Raw genomic sequence first — 17700 nt, forward strand, 5'->3', positions numbered from 1 at the left:
CACCGCCTCCTCCCCCACCCGGCATCATCGCGCCCGGCCTGCCCGAACCCGGCGAAGCACAGGCCCGGCCCTACCCCGTCGCACCACCCCCACCGGTGGGGCCGGCCCAGACCAGACCACAGCCGCCGACGCCGCCCGAACAGCCCACCCGGTCGCTGCTCGGCCGGTTCGTCCGCGCGGACCACACCCCGACCGGGCTCGGTGTGGGGACCGCTCTCATCCTCATCCTGCTGCCCGCGGCGGTCGCGGCCGCCGTGCTCGGCTCACGCAGACGTTGATCACGCCATCGACCCACAACGGGGCCCCTGATGATCGAAAGCATCGCCCTCGTCTCCGGCGTCGCACTGTGCGCCGCCGTCATCGTCCTGATCAAACACCGCTTCCACCCGATGGGGCCCAACGACGAGCCCCGCGAAGACGTCGCCGAGTACATCTCGATGATGGTCGGCGTCCTGTACGCCCTCGTCCTGGGCCTGGCCCTGGTGACGGTGTGGGACACGCATTCCGGCGCGGAGGACCATGTCGCGGCGGAGGCCAGTGCGGCGCACCAGATCCATCTCCTGGCCGCCGGGCTGCCCACCGCACAGGGTGATCGGATGCGCCAGGAGGTCGAGTCCTACGTCCGTCACGTCACCGACGTCGAATGGCCGGCCCTGGCCGAAGAGACGTCACCGGATCCGAAGGGCTGGCAACTCCTGGAACAGGTGCGCGCGTCGGCGCAGCTGCCCGACCACGCCACACCCGCCCAGCAGGTCACCGGACAGGAGACGCTGGCACAACTCAGCACCCTGGACGAGGCGAGGCGTGGCCGCGAGACCGACGCGGGGCAGCGGCTTTCGCCGGTGATCTGGTTCGGCCTCATCGGCGGCGGCGTCCTGACCATCGGCTTCATGTTCCTGTTCGGTGTCCGACGCAGCTTCTCTCATGTCGTGATGGCGATGGGACTGTCCGGTCTCATCGCCTTCACGGCGCTGCTCATCTACCAGCTGGACAGCCCCTTCAGCGGCCTGTTCGCCGTCGACCCGTCTCCGTTCCTCCGGCACTTCTGACTCTCGGACCCCTTGGCACGCACGGTCCTGGAGCGAGCAAGGGCGTACGCGACGAAGAATGCCGCGCGGGTGCCGTCACGATGCGGACGGACTGGGGCGCGTGCAGAGTAGGGACCACCCGAGGTGCGGCCCACCTGGCTTCCTCCCGGCCGGGCGTCCGCGGACGACGGTTCAGTGCGCGTGCCCGCGAGGGCAGAGCTTCTTCGATGACGGAGCAGCGGCGCGAGGGAATAGTCGACCGGTGGGACCGCGCACGCGGATACGGCTACATCGTCCCCCGTCGACGGCACGCTCGGCGCAGCGACTGCCCCAGCACGACACGTCACCCGACCGGAGCACGCCGCGGCACCCACTCGTGAGGCACCGGCTCTCCGTCCAGCAAGGCCTTCACGGCGGGTTCGAACCGTCCTGCGGGCCGGTAGCCGTGTGCGGTCCGTCCGACCTGGTGATCCCTTGGAGGTCTGGTACGGAGAGCCGCGTGCGGCACCGGTGCGTGATCGCTGGAGGTCTTCGCCCGCAACGTGGCTCTGTGATGAGTTCTGACATACGCACGGAGTGGCCCATGGCGAAACGCGACCGCGAGAACGCGACGCACTTCCGCGGGCGGACGTCAGGTCCCAACGCATGCCCACAACCCACTTGAGCCGGGAAGACGCCTGCGACCCACGACGTGCCCCGTATCCCAGGAGGTGACCGATGCTGCGACGCTTCCGCTACCGGTTCGACAACGCGATGGCGCGCGGCACACCCGCGATGATCGGTGTCATCGCGGCCGCCATGCTGGCGCTCGCCTTCCTCAACGCCATCACGCTCCTCGTACTCGCGCCGGACCTCGTACGGAAGGAGGGAGGAGCATCCGTCCTGTGGCGCAGCGCCCTGCGAGTCCTCAACCCTCCCGGCATGCTGCAGCGTGACTACATCCCTTCGGACCCTCCTGTCGGCGTCGCGTACCGGATCGTCTCGACGGTCATCACCATCATCGGAATCCTGCTGCTCAGCACTCTGATCGGGGTCCTCGGAGCGGGGATCCAGCGCAAGCTCGCCAAGCTGCGCAAGGGACGGTCCGTGGTCGTCGAGAGCGATCACACCGTCATTCTCGGCTGGTCCGAGCAGGTTCACATGATCATCTCGGAGCTCGTCGAGGCCAACCGGAACCAGAAGTACGCCTGCGTGACCGTACTCGCGCCCAAGGACAAGGCGCAGATGGATGACGCGATACGCGAACGGGTGGGCGCCACCGCACCGACGCGAGTGGTCTGCCGCACCGGCGACCCTACGCGCATCTCCGACATCAACCTGGTCAACCCCAAGGAGGCACGCTCCATCGTCGTCCTGCCCCCTGAACACGATGACGCGGACATCTCCGTCATCAAGTCCCTGCTCGCGGTGACCAGCGGAGCCCTCTCCAAGGCGAGTCACGAAGGGCGGGCGGTGCCGCACGTGGTGACCAGCATCGCGGACGACCACAACCTTCCGGCGGCTCTGATCGCCGGCGGTGCGCACACCCACGTCGTCAGCGCCCAGTGCTTCATCGCCCGGCTGCTCGTCCAGACGAGCCTCCAGTCCGGGCTGTCCATCGTCTACACGGGACTCCTCGAATTCGACGGTGACGAGATCTACATGTCCGCCCAACCCCAGCTGGCCGGGCGGACATTCGGCGAGGCCGTGTACGCCTTCCGCACCTCCACCGTGATCGGGATCCGCCGTCTCGACGGGCAGATCCTGCTCAACCCTCCCGCTGACTCCGCGATCCTGGGCACGGACCAGATCGTCGCCATCTCGGAGGACGACGACACCGTCATCCCCACCGACGAGGTGCCCACCATCACATTCGAGGCGATCGTCACCGACGAGGCGTCGGATCCACAGCCTGAGCGGGTGCTACTCCTTGGCTGGAACGCCAGGACGCCTGAGGCCGTCAAACAGTTGGCGCACCTGGCGCCCGAGGGTTCCCGGCTCGACATCGTCGCCGACGTTCCCGACCTGGACGACCGCGTGGAGCGGCTCCGTGCCGGTCTTCCGCAGATCGAACTGGGCGTGCTCGCGGCCGACCCTGCCAACCGTGTGGTCCTGGAGGAAGTGGACCTGGCGGCCTACCAGCACGTGATGGTGGTGGGCGACGCCGGAGGGGTGGACAAGTCCGCGACGGACTCGCGCACCCTCATGACCCTGCTGCACCTGCGCGACCTGGCCGTTCAGCACGGCCACGACTTCTCGGTGGTGACCGAGATGGCCGACGACCGGAACCGCACACTGGCGCAGGCCGCACACGCCGACGACTTCATCCTGAGCGACAACCTGCTCAGTCTGCGGATGGCGCAGACCTCGGAGAATCCCGAGCTGAACCGGCTCTTCCAGGAGCTCTTCGATCCCGAGGGATGCCAGATCAGGCTGCGCCCCGCCCAGGAGTACGTACAGCCGCACGCCACCGTCAGCTTCTACACGGTGGTCGAAGCCGCCCTTCGCCGCGACCAGATCGCCATCGGCTACCGACTCGCGCGCCACGCTCAACGCAGGCCGGACTACGGCATCGTCGTCAACCCGGACAAGGCAGCACTGCTGTCCCTGACAGGCGGCGACATGGTGATCGTCCTCGACGGGCGATGCTGAGGCGAAGGCGTGCCTTCGTCACCGGACGACCGGCCGGGGCTCAGGCGTGATGGACCTCCAGGGCGGCGCGCACCGCGGACTCGAGCGCACCCTCGATCCAGGCGGGCTTGAGCGAGGTGTGGTCCCCGGCGAAGTGCAAAGGCCCCTCCGGGGAGGTCAGGTGCGGCACGAGCGCGGTGTGCTGGCCGGGCAGGAGTACGGAGGCTTCGCCATACGCGTAGGGGTCTCGGACCCAGCTCTGAGTGCGTCCCGCACCCGTATAGAACACCTCGATCCGCTGTCCGTACACGTCCTGCAGACCGCGCAGAGCATGCGGATAGCGGGTGTCGTCGTCCAGGCAGTCCCAGCGCAAGGCGTCGTCGGACCAGCTGTACGAGGCGAGGATCACGCCGCCCTTGCTGCCCGGGACCGGGTGGGAGGGATGGAACATGAAGCGGTTGGAGTTGTCCGAGAGGGAGCCACCGCCCGCCGTCGCCGTCGCCTCGGGCTGGTCGCGCAGGGCGGAGCGACGTGCGGCGTACTGCACGCGTTGTGCTTCCTTGAGCCAGCCCTCGGGTACTGAGGGATGGGCGCCCAGCAGGGACCCGTCGGTGGGCGCCTTGCCGTCGCGGTAAGCCGCGTACAGGCCGGGCCTGAACGTCTCCAGTTCGCTCTTCCACTCCGCTTCGGTCCACTCCCACCAGCGCCGGGAGAACTCCAGGAGAACCTTGGTGGCCGCGTCGTAGTGCATCTCGATGACGGCCCGTCTCTTGCCGTAGGAGAGCGAGGGAGAAATGGGGAGCTGACGCATCCCCGAGAAGGGCACCGTGATGATCGCGATGTCGGCGGTGAACTGCTCGTGTCGCACGGGTCCGCCGTCGGACTCGGTGACGGTGTCCACCCACACTCTCTTGCCGGTGGGAGCCTCCGCGCCGTGCGCGACGCGGGTGGCACGGCAGTTGAAGCGCACCAGGTGCCGCACCCGCGCCAGCAGGGCGTCGGCCAGGCGAGCGGTTCCGCCCTCGATCTCGAAGAAGCGCGTCTGCGGGTGAATGAGCGAGGCATCGACGAAGCTGTGCAGGAAGGAGAGCGGCAGCCGGGAGGTGAGATTCTCCAAGGTGCCCACCAGCTCGATCGTCCGGTGGTCCAGACCCGCGTGCTCGGACAGGAACCGGTACATCGACCACTCGCCGAACTGCTCCACCACACGAGTCCAACCCGCCAGGAGCTCCGGCAGGGGCTTGTCGACGCGACGGCCGTCCGGTCCCACGGCGGAGAACTCATCGCGCACCGGGTCCAGGACCGAGTCGACGATGCGGGCCGCGGGCACGTCCCACAAGTGCTCCGGGACGCCGAAGGACCGGTTGACCGGCTTGGGGTTCTTGACGTAGTCGGCACGCCGTACCCGGATGCCGTTCACATACAGCCAGGTCCGGCCCGTGCCGCTGGAGTCACGGCCGACATCCGTCAGGAGGAAGCGGCGCCGCTTCAGGCCGAGTTGATCGATGAGGCCGGTCACCAGGGGATGGACGTCCGGGATGCGCATCGCACCGGCTTCCGCGTACTGCTTCGGGTCGGCGAAGGGCTGCTCGGCCTTCTCGTGCCCTCCGGTCCGGAACGTCTTGATGCGCCCACCGGCCCGGTTTCCGTTGGCCTCGATCACGGTGACCTCGTGGCCGGCTTCGTTGAGGAGGTGCGCCGCGGTGAGCCCGGCAGCGCCCGCCCCGACGACCAAAACCTTCTTCGGCCCCCCGCCGGCCCGCGGCAGCCCACCGCCCAGCAGGATCTTCTTGTAGGCAGGGACGAGTGGCTGATCGTTTCTGTCCAGGAGCAGTAGGGCTCGTGCCACGTCCGCCGACGCGTCCTTGGACGACGGAGACGCGGGAGGAACGTTGCCGCTTCTGTCCGCGGCATGGCCGGGAAGCGAGACCACGGTCGGTGCGCCGACCGTGGCCAGACCGGCAACGGTTTTCGTGAAGGCGCGACGGGTGGGGCGTTGGATGGGCATTCATCCGGTCTAGGGCCTGGACCGAACTCGCTCGCGGCGGCACACAGGAGCCAGGCACACAGGTCACCCGACCGGCGGTCAGTGGGACGGCACCCCGTGCACGCCTGGGGGCAGGCAAGGTCCCGGCGCGATTTGCTGGACAGTTGGCTCTTCCGGGCGTCGGCCACCGTGGCGACAATGGGGGAGGTCTGGGGGTGCAGATGAACACTGTCCGGGTCTCCCCGTGCGATGTGCCTCGCGTATCGCTGTCAGTGGGGCACCCTGCCGCGGGATGGAAAGAGGCGTCCACGAGCTGCCCCGGGTGGCCGCGGCGGGTGAAACCCTCGCCGTGGCGGCGACGGCTGTGCCGTGCTGTTGCTCGTGACCGGATCCGTCCGAGAGCCCCCCGTGTCGCGTAGACGGCGCAACGAGCGCTTGGCGGGGCTTCTGAAAGAAGCGGACTGGTCGTCGGCCGAACTGGTAAGGGCAGTGGCGCGGCACGGCGCTCGTTCGGGGTTGACGCTGAGGTATGACCGCAGCGCGGTGTCACGCTGGCTGGCGGGCGCCCGCCCTGCTGCGCCGGTGCCCGACGCGGTGGCAGCGGCATTCAGCCAGCGTCTCGGCCGCCTTGTGACGGCCTGGGAGACCGGCCTGTCAGCCACCCCCCCGACGCTGTGGCGCGCGGAGGCCGATGCCCTGACTTCGCTGGCGGACCTCTGCCGCAAGGACACCGACCCCCGCGCCGGGCCAGAACTGCTCCGCACTCCGTACACGCCGCCCACCGCACCACACGAGCTGACCGGTCGGGCTTCCGCTCTCGATCGCTCCACCACTTCAGCGCGTCCCGTCGAAGGGGCGGAGTCCGCGGTTCGAAGCCACATAACCGAAGTTTTCACGGATCTGACCGAACGATACGGCGGGCTGTTCACTCGCACGATGCTCGTCGGCTACGTCCGAGACTCCAGTGCCGCGCTGGTGGGCGTTCCCGGTGGCGAAGACTGTTCAACGGGTCAGCTGGCCGATATGGCGAAACTGGCTCACCTATTGGGTGCGGCCAACGCCGATGCAGGCCATCAGTCGCTGGCTCAGGAGTATTTGCGCACCGGTTACCGTCTCGCCATTGAAGCGGGAAGGGACGGCTTGGCCGCAATTTCCCTGCGCGCGCTGAGCGGTCAGTCGTTAGCCCAGGGATTCCCCCTTCCCGCCCTGGCTCTGGCAGAGGACGCCTGCAGGCAAGCACACGTGGAAGGCGACCCTGCGGTATTGGCGTTCACTTACAACCTCAAATCCCAGCTTCATGCGCTGCTTCACGACGAGCAACAGGCGCGGAGAGAGCTGGAGGCCGCCGAGCGCTATTACGGCGACGGGCCGCAGACCAGTTCTGCGCCCTTTTCGCATTACTCCCGCGCCAGCTTTTTGTACCGGAGCGCGCAGACCGCTCTCGCGCTGGGTGATCCGGACGCAGCCGTCAAGGCCCTCCTCGCTTCCCTTGAAGCTCGTGACGCGGGCCAGAACCGCAGCATGGCCCTCACCCACGCCCAGCTGACCGAGATCTATCTTCACCTGGGCCGTGTGGACGCGGCGTGCGCCCAGGGGGCGCAGTTCCTCAGCCTTCTCACCTCCCTGCACTCATGGCAGGCCGAGCGCGCCCTGGCCGTCATGCGCCGCAAACTGCGGCGCTATGCCCGGGTCCCGGAAGCAGGCGATCTGCTGCTCCGCGCCAAGGGCCACACACCTGGGGCGAATGGATCCTGACGGACGTGGGGTGTGCGAGGCGCCCTTCGGGTCCGCACCCCCGGCGGGAGACACGGCTGACGCTACGAGTCCAGCTGCGCGGATCGGCTGCTGAGGGCTGAAGGCAAAGGGCTCGTTCACATCCGGATAACCGCGGCGGCTTCGACGCCTTCCGGAATTCACAAGCACGCAAGCGCACATCATGTGCATCGACGATTCGTCTCGTGCGCCGCATCACCCTCCGGGGGGCGGGGGCACCCGATCCCAAGCGGCACCCGATCCGCCTCTGCGCCCGCGGCGTGCCGCATCGGAGCCAATCACCTCTGCCGTGGACCGGCATGCCCCGAGGGAGACCCAGATGTCCTACAACGACGTCGACGTACTGATCAAGCAAGCAACTCCGGACCTGACTGCGCACGTGCAAGACAACCCGTTGCTCTCGGCGCTCTCGGCGGGGCAGGCCGGATCTGCCCAGGTAGCCCAAATCGTGCTGGGTGAATTCCATGCCCACGCAGCGGAAGTGGCGGCCTTCGCCACGATGGCAGCGCGCTACCCCGTGCAGCCGGTTTCCGGCTACTTCGTGGACCTGGCACGTCTGGTGCTCGATTGCGACGCTCCACTGCTGGCGTGCGCCGAGGCGCTCGGATGGGGCGAAAAGGAGCTGCGCAGCCGAGAACTGCCGAACGGGATGCGCGAGTTCGGTTCCTTCATGTCATGGCTGGCGATGCGAGCCGGCCCGGCCGAGGCAGCCTGTGCCGTACGGGCGGATCTCCTGCTGTGGTGCGGCACCTGTGCGGCGCTGACGGAGGAGCTGGAACGGCAGGAAGCACCGATGCCACAACCGGTCATCGACTATTTCTCGCTGTTCCAAACCGCTCCGGAACGCTTCATCGAAGAAGCCCGAGAGGTGGCGGCCTACGGCCTCGCCCGGGGAGAAGCGCCGGCCCTGGTCGAGCAGGGCATCGCCCAGGTCGAGCCTGTGCTCTCCCGTTTCTGGGCCGCGGCAGTCCAGCCCTGCCCCGCCGCGCCCTGACGATCAGCGCAGCCGACTCGAAACAACCACCCACAAGTCAAGGAAGGCCTCTGATGACATCAGCACTGCGCCACACCACCTCGCACCACCTCAGCCGCGTAAGCCAGTGGAACAGCGAGTCCACCGATTACCCGCGCACAGGGACCGTCCCGGAACTCTTCGCGCAGCAGGCGGACGCCACTCCCGAGGCGGTAGCAGTGTGTCAGGGTACCGAGCGGTTGACCTACGGTGAACTGACCGACGAGGTGGCTCGGTTGGCTGATCACCTCGTCGGCGCGGGTGTGAGGCCCGGTGACCGCGTCGGCGTCCTGCTGGAGCGGTCCGTGGCCTGTGTAACGGCGGTACTGGCCGTGATGCGGGCGGGAGCGGCCTACCTGCCGCTCGACCCGAGTTACCCGCGCCACCACCTGCTGCAGATCCTCGATGACGCCGATGCCGAGACAGTGATCACAAGTGACCGGCACCGGCAGGCGGTCGAGGAACGTGCCCTGATCATCGGTGAGGGCGTCGAGTTCGAGCGCACGGGGGCCTCTGACGGGGTGCGCGTCGGGGCGGACGATCCCGCCTACGTGATCTTCACGTCTGGGTCGACGGGGGTGCCCAAGGGCGTGGTGGTGCCTCACCGGGGCCCGGTGAGGCTGGTATGCCACGGGGACGAACGCCTGCGGTTGAGTGCGGACGATGTGGTCTTGGCGACGACCAACCCCACGTTCGACGTGTCCTGCTTCGAATGGTTCGGCGCCCTGCTCAATGGAGCCCGGCTGGTCCTTGCAGAGGTGGACACGCTGCTGGCCGCGGACGCTCTGGAAGCGGCGCTGCGAACGGAGCGGGTCAGTGTCATGTGGCTGAGCGCCGGGCTGTTCCATCAGATGGCCAAGGTGCGCCCGCAGATGTTCGACGGCCTGCGGTATCTGATCGCGGGAGGTGACGCGCTCTCACCCGAAGCGGTCCGCCAGGTCCTTGCCCACGGTCGCCCGGGGATGTTCCTGAACGGCTACGGCCCGACCGAGAACTCCTCCCTGTCCACGGTGCACCACGTCACCGAGCTGCCGCCCGAAGCCGAGACGGTGCCGATCGGAACCCCGGTGGCCAACTCCACCGCCTATGTGGTGCGGGCCGACGGAGCCCTGGCCGATGTCGGGGAGAGCGGAGAACTGTGGGTCGGCGGCGACGGCGTGGCCCTGGGCTATCTCGGCGATGCGGAACTGACCACATCGCGGTTCGTCCCGGACCAGCTCGGAAGGCATGCAGCGTCGGGACGCCTGTACAAGACGGGGGATCTGGCCCGCTGGCGGTCCGGTGGGGTGCTGGAGTTCCTGGGCCGTGCCGACCGGCAGGTGAAAGTGCGCGGCTACCGGATTGAACTGGACGAGATCGAGGTCCATCTCAGCGCCCACGACCAGGTGCGCGAAGCTGCGGTAACTGCTCAGGGAGATGACGGCAACGACCGGATCGTGGCCTGGGTGACCCCACGCAACGGAAACAGCCCCGATGAACTCCCCTCGGCACTAAGGGAATTCCTGCGCGACCGGCTCCCCGTCTTCATGGTGCCCAACCCGATCCTCGTCCGCCCCCGCATGCCCCTGACGCGCTCCGGGAAGATCGACCGCGCTGAACTCGACCATGAAGCCACCCGGCACGCGGCCGCCGGCCGGCACACGGACTCGACGCTGCAGACACCGGCGGAGCATGACGTGGCCGACGTCTGGACGGACATTCTGGGTGTCGCCGGAAAGGTCGGCCGGGATGACGACTTCTTCGCGCTGGGCGGGCACTCCTTGCAGGCGACGCAGCTGGCTGCCCGCTGCCGTGCACGCTTCGACCTTCGTCCGGAAGACAGCCGCCACTTGATCCGCACCCTGTTGGCCAATCCGACCGTGCGCACCTTCGCCACACGCGTCCAGGAACTGCAGGACACCCCGGAGACGGATACCAGTGAGGCCGCTGTGGACCTCGAGGCCGTCTCCCGCCTCGATCCGCAGCTGCGCTTCCCCACCGCACCCGACCTGCCGTCGCGCGGGCGACACGTCCTGCTCTCCGGCGCCACGGGCTTCCTGGGCACGTACCTCCTGGACGCCCTCCTCCACGACGGTGTCGCCGAGCAGGTGCACTGCCTGGTGCGCGCCGGTGACGAACGGGAGGGACGGCGACGGCTGGCGGCTCGGATGCGCCGCTACGGTCTCGATCTCGCCCGCATCACAGAGCGGGTCACGGTCGTGCCCGGTGACCTGGCCGCACCCCGGTTCGGGCTCAGCGAAGCAGCCTTCCGCGCGCTCGGTGAATCATCGGACACGCTGCTCCACGCCGGATCGCGGGTCAACTTCGCCTATCCGTACGCCGCACTGGAAGCGATCAACGTAGGCGGTACCCACACCATGCTGGAGCTGGCCCGTACCGGGCCGCCCAAGGAGTTCCACTACGTTTCGTCCATCGCGGTCATCGCCGGATTCGGCACCGCCGGAGTGCGCCACATAGAGGAGGACACCCCGCTGGACTTCGGCGACCGAATCTCCCTGGGCTACCCGGAGACCAAGTGGGTCGCAGAACGCCTGATCTCTCAGGCCGCCCAGCAAGGCCTCGCGGCTGCCATCCACCGCCCCTACGAGATCACCGGGAACCTCTCCGACGGCATCTGGAACACCGACACGATGATGTGCGCATTGTTCCGCAGCATCGCCGAAACCGGTCTCGCCCCCGACATGGGGCTCCCGCTGGACTTCGTCCCCGTCGACTACACCGCCCAGGCCATCGTGCACATCCTCGCCCACCGCAAGGCCGAGGGACACGCGTACAACATCACCAACGCCCAGGACGGCCGCTTGTCCCTCCTGGTCGAACGGCTCCAGGCCATGGGCTACCCCGTACGGACCGTGCCCTACGAGGAGTGGGTGGCCTACATGGCAGAGCTCACCGCCCAGGATCCCGGCCAGCCGATGGCGCCGTTCATGCCGATGTTCATCGAACCGGCCCGGGGCGCCGCCATCTCGGTCAAGGAGATGTACGTCGCCGACACGTTCCCCGTCTTCGGCCGCAGCAACTTCGAACAGGCAATCGCCGACTCCGGCCTGACCTGCCCGCCGGTCGACGCCGACCTCATCGACTCCTATCTGCGGTACTTCGTCGACTCCGGCTACCTGCAGCCCCCCACAGCCGTCCCTGCCCACGCGGGCAGCTGACCGGAAAGGACCCCCATGCGTATCGCCGTCATCGGAGCGGGCATCGCCGGCCTGACCGCCGCCTGGCTCCTGGACGAGCTGCACGACGTCACGGTCTACGAGGCCTCCGACCGCCCTGGAGGCAACATCCGCACCGTACCCGTCAGGACCGAGCACCACGGCACCGTCCAAGTCGACCTCGGCGCCCAGTTCCTGTCCCCGGCCGCCTTCCCTCACCACACGGCCCTGCGCCGGACACTGGGGATCACCGACGAGCACGTAACGGCACTGCCGCTGACCACGACCCTGCTGCGTGCCGGATACGACGAACCGCTCCTCGTCACCCCTCATGCCCCCACAGACGCAACGAGCGGCCGCAAAGCACTGACCGGACCGGCCTGGGAGGCACTCGGTGCCTTTCTGGCTCAGGCAGGCCAACTCGAAGCCGACGACGGACCGCACACCAAGACCGTGGCCGACGTGACTGCCGGCCTCGGCCTGCCTGAGGCTCTCGTGCGTGATGCGGTTCTTGCTTGGTGTGCCTCCTTCGTCGGCTGCACCCTGGACCAGGCCGCGCAGATGCCGGCACGGGCAGCCGCTGCCTGGGCCACCCGCACTCCGCCCCAGGACCCGGAGGCCTCGCCGACATGGCACATCCTCACCAACGGCCTCGGAACGCTCATCGACCGGCTCTCCACCTCCCTGGGCGATCGCATCTGCTACGACACGCCCGTCCGTCGTCTGACCACGACAACCGGTCGACCCGCAGTGGTCCACAGCGGCGGCACAGCCACCTACGACGCGGCCGTCCTGGCTCTGCCCGCTCCGCAGGCGGCACTGCTCCTGCACGACTGTTCCGACCTCAACAGGACGTCAGCAGCTCTGGCCGAGTTCGACTACACACCGACCACCGTGGCGCTGCACCGTGACCCACGCGGCATGCCCGCCGACCATGCACACTGGTCAAGCGTGTGCACCACCGGCAACGGGCGCTGGGCGGAAATGACCTGCTGGCTCGGTCCCGGCCTGGGCGCTGACCTGTTCAAGAGCTGGATCACCCACCGCACCACCCCGCCCGACGACCTGATCGCCACGGCCGACTTCCAGCAACTGCGGCCCACCGTTCCCGGCCGACGCGCAGCCCAGCAACTGCGAACGGAGCAAGGCCGCGGAGGCGTGTACTACACCGGCAGCTACCTGGACGACGCCGACAGCCAGGAGGGGGCCGTGCGCTCGGCCCTGGAAGCGCTCAGGCCGCTGTGTGCCGCCGGAACGCGCCTCAGCACCCTCACCGCGTAGGACATTCGACGGTCCGCGGTCCCGCACCCTCCCCACCACGCCGCCCGGCGGCCTCGGCAGACCTGCTCCGGTCCGGGCCGCCGGGACCGGCGTCAGCAGAGGCAACCCGAGGTACCCCATGCTCCAGCCGGCAACGCGCCTGTCCCATCTCTCCTACGAACTGCGTGGCGCTCTGCCCCGCCTCGCCGACGAACTCGAACAGCAAGGGCGCGACATCATCCGCCTGCACCTGGGCGATCCTGCCGCGCACGGCATCACCCCACCACCCGCGGTCACCGACACGGTGCGCCACCACCTCACGGCGTCCTGCGGATACGGCCCCACTCAGGGCCTGCCTGAGGCCCGCTCTGCGATCGCCTCGTACTACCGCGACCGCGGCCTCACCGCTCTTGAACCGCACGACATCCACATCGGCAACGGCGTCTCCGAACTCGTACTCCTCGCTCTCCAGGCCTTACTGAACCCCGGCGACGAAGTCCTGTTGCCTTCCCCCGGATATCCGCTGTGGGCTGCCGCCGTCCAACTCGCCGGCGGCACCCCTGTCTTCTACCGGTGTGACGAACACTCCGGCTGGCTTCCGGACGTCGCCGACCTGCGAAGCAAGATCAGCGACCGTGCCGTCGCCCTGGTGGCCAACTCCCCGCACAACCCCACCGGTGCCGTCTGGCCCATCGAGATCCTCCGCACGTTCACGGACATCGCACGGCACCGACGGCTCGTCCTCCTGTCGGACGAGATCTACGCCCACATCGTGTACGACGCGCAGCACACCGTCCTGGCCCGCCTCGCCCCTGACCTGCCGTGCCTGACCTTCGGCGGTCTGTCCAAAACACACTGCGTTCCGGGATTCCGGGTCGGGTGGATGGCGCTGACCGGCCCGCACTCCGCCACCCACGCTTACGCCGAGGCCGTCACCCTGCTCGCGTCCCTCCGGCTCTGTCCCAGCACACCGGCCCAGCACGGCATCGGTCCAGCTCTCCGGCACATCCACCGGACCGAGACCCACCTGACCGGCCCCGGCGGCATCCTGCGTCAACGCCACGAAGATGCCTGGGAAGCACTGCACGGCATCCCCGGCATGAGCTGCGCACGGCCTCAGGGAGCGTTCTATCTCTTCCCCCGCGTCCCTCCGGGGCACCGCGACAGCACCTTCGCCCGGACCCTGCTGCGCGAGCACGGCGTACTCGTCGCCCCGGGCTCAGACTTCCGATGGGACGCGGCCGACCATGTCCGCATCTCCACCCTCGCCGCCCCCCAGCAGCTGAAGGAGGCCGTGCATCGCATCGCTCACCACGCGGCGACCGTGTCCTGAAGCTCGGCTCCCACCCGCCTTCCAGGCGTCTGAGCCCGGCCCACGCCCCTCCTCATCGAGGGCGACGGTCTTCACCGCGAAGTGTCGTGCTCATCCACGAGACGCGCCCAGAGCGAGACCGCCGACCGCCGACCGCCGACCGCCAACCGCCGAGCAGGCATGCTCGAGTGTGAATCCTGACATTCATTTGGCTCCCCCGGCGACCGATCCGGTTTCCTTCACCCCTCGAAGCACATACATAAGCTTATGAATGATCCTTTTCTCTACGCACATGCAGTGTTCGATGCCGATCCTGACGTCGGGAACGGCAGGGTCAAACTTGCGCAGCCTCCTGTGAGAACGTTGCCGGAACTCCCTGCGGACGAGGAGGATTACGTGGCTAGCGGTCGAACGCACACGGAGTGCTCCGAGTAGCGCTCGTGTCGTCACGTCTCTGAGAGGCGTCCCAGAGGAGCTGTCCCATTGGCTGCCGTCGAGGCCGTCCGACCTCCGAAGATTCGACTGCACGGCCGATGCGCCTGAAAAGGGAATCGATGTTTGGCCGGCCTGCCTGAAATCATGCGGACCGCCGAAGCGGCTGCAAGCCCAACAGGCCGAACTGCTGGCAACGGGCACGCGCTCGAAAGGTCCGTCGATCACAGCCGTCGGCGCCACCGCTGCAGCTAGACCCGCCCGTCCGCCGTGGCGGAGCTCACCGCCGCAGCGCCGGGTGATCGGCGACGACCGTGCAGGAGCCCGGCGCGATCTCCGTGAAGCCCGCGTCCCGCACCACCGGAAGCCCGCTCGCGGTCAGCTCGCGCCAGTGCGCGGCGTCCGGGGTGCGCACGGCCAGCGGGAAGCCCGCGTCGCGCCACTCGGTGCGCTGCTCGTCGGTCAGCTCCCACCAGGCGAGTTGGGCGCCGTGCCCGGCCTGCGCCATCGCCTTGCCGGCCGACATGTCTACATCGGGGCTCATCCAGAGCACCGGCCGTGAGCGGTCGGCCTCGCCCGGCGGCTCCGGGTCGTCCAGGTCCGTGCCCGACACCTGCAGCTTGGCCAGCTCCTTGGGCCAGCCGTCCAGCGGCACCGGCGGGAAGACCCGCACCTCGGCCGACTTCCCGGTGACCGTGATCCCCGGCAGCGCGGCCGCCTTGCGCCACTCGGCGCCGCGCGCCCTGCGCACCACCTTGCGGATGCGGGCGTCCTGCCAGTCGCGCATGGCCTGCGCCCACTCGCCCTCGTCCTCCCCCTCGCCCAGGGACCGCTCGTCGGCGAGCATCACCAGAACCGCGCGGGCCGCGGTCTCCAGTGCGTCGGTACGGGCCGGGGGCGCCGTCTTCTCCAGGTGCACCACGAGCGGCAGCACGAACTGCGGGGCCTCGTCCCGCGAGACGTTCTCGTGCCGGAACGGGCTGTCGGGCGTGTGCTCGGGGTCGCCCGCCTGGGCGCTGGTGTCATTGCTGCTCACCCGCCCCAGTCTGCCAGCACGGCGGGCGCGCCCGGGAGGCCGCTGCCTCTCGGGCGCCGCCCGGTGCACCCGGTTCAGTACGCAGGGAGCCGCGTCACACCGCCTCTCCCGGGTCGGCAGGCGCCCCGGCCTCCGCGACCACGGCAACGGCGTGCGGAGCGGCGACCGCTTCGGCCGCGGGCGCGGCGACAGGGGCGGCGAGCGCGGCGGCGATGGCGAGGACGGCGGTGGCACGCAGGGTCCACTTCAGCACGGTGGGGCTCCAATCTCGGCGGGCAATGACGTACGCCCAGATCGTCGCCAGTCGGCCGACGTCCGGGCATCGTCCGCAGGTCGCGCCCGTCTCCGCCGCGCGGGGGAGGCGCCGCCGGGGCCCCTCCCGGCGATCGAAAACTCTGCTGCCCCGTACAACCCTCCAGCCCCATCAGAGGTCATCTCTGCGCTCATACGTACGTTCGCCCTGGAGGAATCCATGCCCCGGCCCCACCACCCTCACCAGCGTTCCCGGCGTTCCGCCGTCCTGGGCTCCGCTGTTGTCGCGGCCGTTCTGGCCGGTGGTCTGCTCATCGCCCTGCCGGGCGCCGCGAGTGCCGCCGGGTCGGGCCTCGCCGACGACTTCAACGGTGACGGCTACCGCGATCTGGCCACCGGCGCACCGGGTGCCGTCGCGGGCGGGAAGGCGAAGGCGGGCGCCGTGGTCGTCAACTACGGCTCGTCGAGCGGCATCAGCGCCTCGCGGCACAAGACGACCTCGCAGAGTTCCTCCGGCGTGCCGGGCGCCTCGGAGACCTCCGACCGGTTCGGCACCGAGCTCGCGCACGGCGACCTGAACAACGACGGCTACGGCGATCTCGTCGTCGGCACACCGCTGGAGAACGTCGGCGACGACGTCGACGGCGGTTCGGTCACGATCCTGTGGGGCAGTTCGTCCGGACTGTCGGGCGGCACGACGATCAGCGATCCGAACGCGTCCGGCCACGACCGGTTCGGCCAGTCCCTCGCGGTCGGTGACTTCACCGGTGACGGAAAGGCGGATCTGGCGGTCGGTTCCACCGGCAAGGACGTGTGGATCTTCAAGGGCGGCTTCACCAAGTCCGGCGGCGCGGCCGGCAAGCTGCGCCTCGACACGGAGATCGGGTCGGGCGCGGCCCCCAACGGCGCGGTCCAGCTGGCCGCCGGGGACTTCGACGACGACGGCAAGGACGACGTGGTGGTGGCGTCCGCCACGGGCAACTTCGTCTACCGGGGTGCCTCGACCGGGCCCACGCTGCAGACCGCCGTCGGTACGGGGTTCGCGGGCGCGCTCACCGTGGCCGACTTCGACCGTGACGGGCACGACGACCTGGTCGTGGGCACCGACTTCGTCTCCGTCACCGATTCGACGGCCAAGGGCGGCTACGCCACCGTGTTCTACGGCGGCACGGCGGGCGTCGACACCGCGCGCAACGCCGTCTTCAGCCAGGCCACCGCGGGGGTGCCGGGCGACGACGAGTACGACGACTCGTTCGGCGGGGCGCTCGCCGCGGGCGACGTCGACGGTGACGGCTACCCGGACCTCGCCGTCGGTGCCGACTTCGAGACCATCGGCGCCGCGAGCCACGCGGGCAACGTCTGGGTGCTGCGCGGCGGCGCCTCCGGCCTGACGGGCACCGGCGCCCAGTCCTTCAACCAGGGCACGCCGGGCGTCCCGGGCGCCAACGAGTCGTCGGACCTGTTCGGCGACGCCGTCCACCTCGCCGACCACGACAAGGACGGCCGCGCGGATCTGTCGGTGGGCGCGGCCGGCGAGAACAGCGACGACGGCGCGATCTGGTCCCTGCGCGGCTCCCGTGAAGGCATCACGGCCACCGGCTCGGTGAGCTTCGGCGCGTCGTCCGTCGGCATCGGGGAATCGGGCGGGGACCCGATGTTCGGGGACGTCATGTCCGGCTCCTGAGCCCGCGGGCCCGTAAGCCCGTAAGCCCGGATTACGGACCCGACCGACCGCCGAAGGCACGTTCCGCACGACGGGGCGACGCCCCCCGCGCCACCGTGCGGACGGCCTTCGGCGGCGATGAGTTTCGCCGTGTTCTCCGGTCTCCATCTCCGACACACG

Annotated in this window: 11 protein-coding genes and 1 pseudogene; 9 read left to right on the forward strand and 3 right to left on the reverse strand. The window is 69.1% G+C overall.

Annotation, left to right across the window (positions count from 1 at the left end):
* The 3 genes and pseudogenes from AOK03_RS23755 to AOK03_RS23765 all read left to right on the forward strand — a co-directional run.
* Window positions 1–278, forward strand: a pseudogene (locus AOK03_RS23755) (hypothetical protein); the annotation flags it as partial.
* A gap of 30 nt (window positions 279–308) precedes the next feature.
* A complete protein-coding gene (locus AOK03_RS23760) occupies window positions 309–1049 on the forward strand; it encodes a bestrophin-like domain (protein ID WP_055567365.1) in 741 nt (246 codons plus the stop codon).
* Between the two features lie 696 nt (window positions 1050–1745).
* The gene (locus AOK03_RS23765; RefSeq protein WP_055567366.1) at window positions 1746–3659 is read left to right on the forward strand and encodes a CASTOR/POLLUX-related putative ion channel; all 1914 of its coding nucleotides are present in this window, start codon (window positions 1746–1748) and stop codon (window positions 3657–3659) included.
* 40 nt (window positions 3660–3699) lie between these two features.
* Here the strand turns inward: AOK03_RS23765 and AOK03_RS23770 are convergent, their stop codons facing one another.
* The gene (locus AOK03_RS23770; protein WP_079074919.1) at window positions 3700–5646 is read right to left on the reverse strand and encodes a flavin monoamine oxidase family protein; all 1947 of its coding nucleotides are present in this window, start codon (window positions 5644–5646) and stop codon (window positions 3700–3702) included.
* Window positions 5647–6060: 414 nt separating this feature from the next.
* Here AOK03_RS23770 and AOK03_RS23775 point away from each other — a divergent pair, with 414 nt between their 5' ends.
* The 5 genes from AOK03_RS23775 to AOK03_RS23795 all read left to right on the forward strand — a co-directional run bounded on the left by AOK03_RS23775 (window position 6061) and on the right by AOK03_RS23795 (window position 14158).
* Complete coding sequence (locus AOK03_RS23775) at window positions 6061–7380, forward strand: NsdA family TPR-like regulatory protein (protein ID WP_157869054.1); 1320 nt, start codon at window positions 6061–6063, stop codon at window positions 7378–7380.
* 337 nt (window positions 7381–7717) lie between these two features.
* Complete coding sequence (locus tag AOK03_RS43190; protein WP_055567368.1) at window positions 7718–8392, forward strand: hypothetical protein; 675 nt, start codon at window positions 7718–7720, stop codon at window positions 8390–8392.
* A 53-nt stretch (window positions 8393–8445) separates the two neighbouring features.
* Window positions 8446–11568 carry an amino acid adenylation domain-containing SDR family oxidoreductase gene (locus tag AOK03_RS23785; RefSeq protein WP_055567369.1) on the forward strand — a complete coding sequence of 1041 codons (3123 nt, stop codon included), beginning with the start codon at window positions 8446–8448 and terminating at the stop codon, window positions 11566–11568.
* A 15-nt stretch (window positions 11569–11583) separates the two neighbouring features.
* Window positions 11584–12846 (forward strand): FAD-dependent oxidoreductase, encoded by a 1263-nt coding sequence (locus AOK03_RS23790; RefSeq protein ID WP_055567370.1) that lies wholly within the window; start codon window positions 11584–11586, stop codon window positions 12844–12846.
* A 118-nt stretch (window positions 12847–12964) separates the two neighbouring features.
* Entirely contained in the window at window positions 12965–14158 is a 1194-nt protein-coding gene (locus AOK03_RS23795) for an aminotransferase class I/II-fold pyridoxal phosphate-dependent enzyme (protein WP_055567371.1), read from the forward strand.
* Between the two features lie 691 nt (window positions 14159–14849).
* On the opposite strand, the gene AOK03_RS23800 is transcribed toward AOK03_RS23795, so the two are convergent.
* Both AOK03_RS23800 and AOK03_RS42725 read right to left on the reverse strand, forming a co-directional pair.
* Entirely contained in the window at window positions 14850–15605 is a 756-nt protein-coding gene (locus tag AOK03_RS23800; RefSeq protein WP_055567372.1) for an aminoacyl-tRNA hydrolase, read from the reverse strand.
* A 94-nt stretch (window positions 15606–15699) separates the two neighbouring features.
* A complete protein-coding gene (locus tag AOK03_RS42725) occupies window positions 15700–15858 on the reverse strand; it encodes a hypothetical protein (RefSeq protein WP_157869055.1) in 159 nt (52 codons plus the stop codon).
* Window positions 15859–16077: 219 nt separating this feature from the next.
* Between AOK03_RS42725 and AOK03_RS23805 the strand changes: the two genes are divergently transcribed.
* A complete protein-coding gene (locus tag AOK03_RS23805) occupies window positions 16078–17541 on the forward strand; it encodes an FG-GAP and VCBS repeat-containing protein (RefSeq protein WP_055567373.1) in 1464 nt (487 codons plus the stop codon).
* Window positions 17542–17700: the final 159 nt, after the last annotated feature.

The sequence above is a fragment of the Streptomyces atriruber genome, from assembly GCF_001418325.1.
Lineage (GTDB): Bacteria > Actinomycetota > Actinomycetes > Streptomycetales > Streptomycetaceae > Streptomyces > Streptomyces atriruber.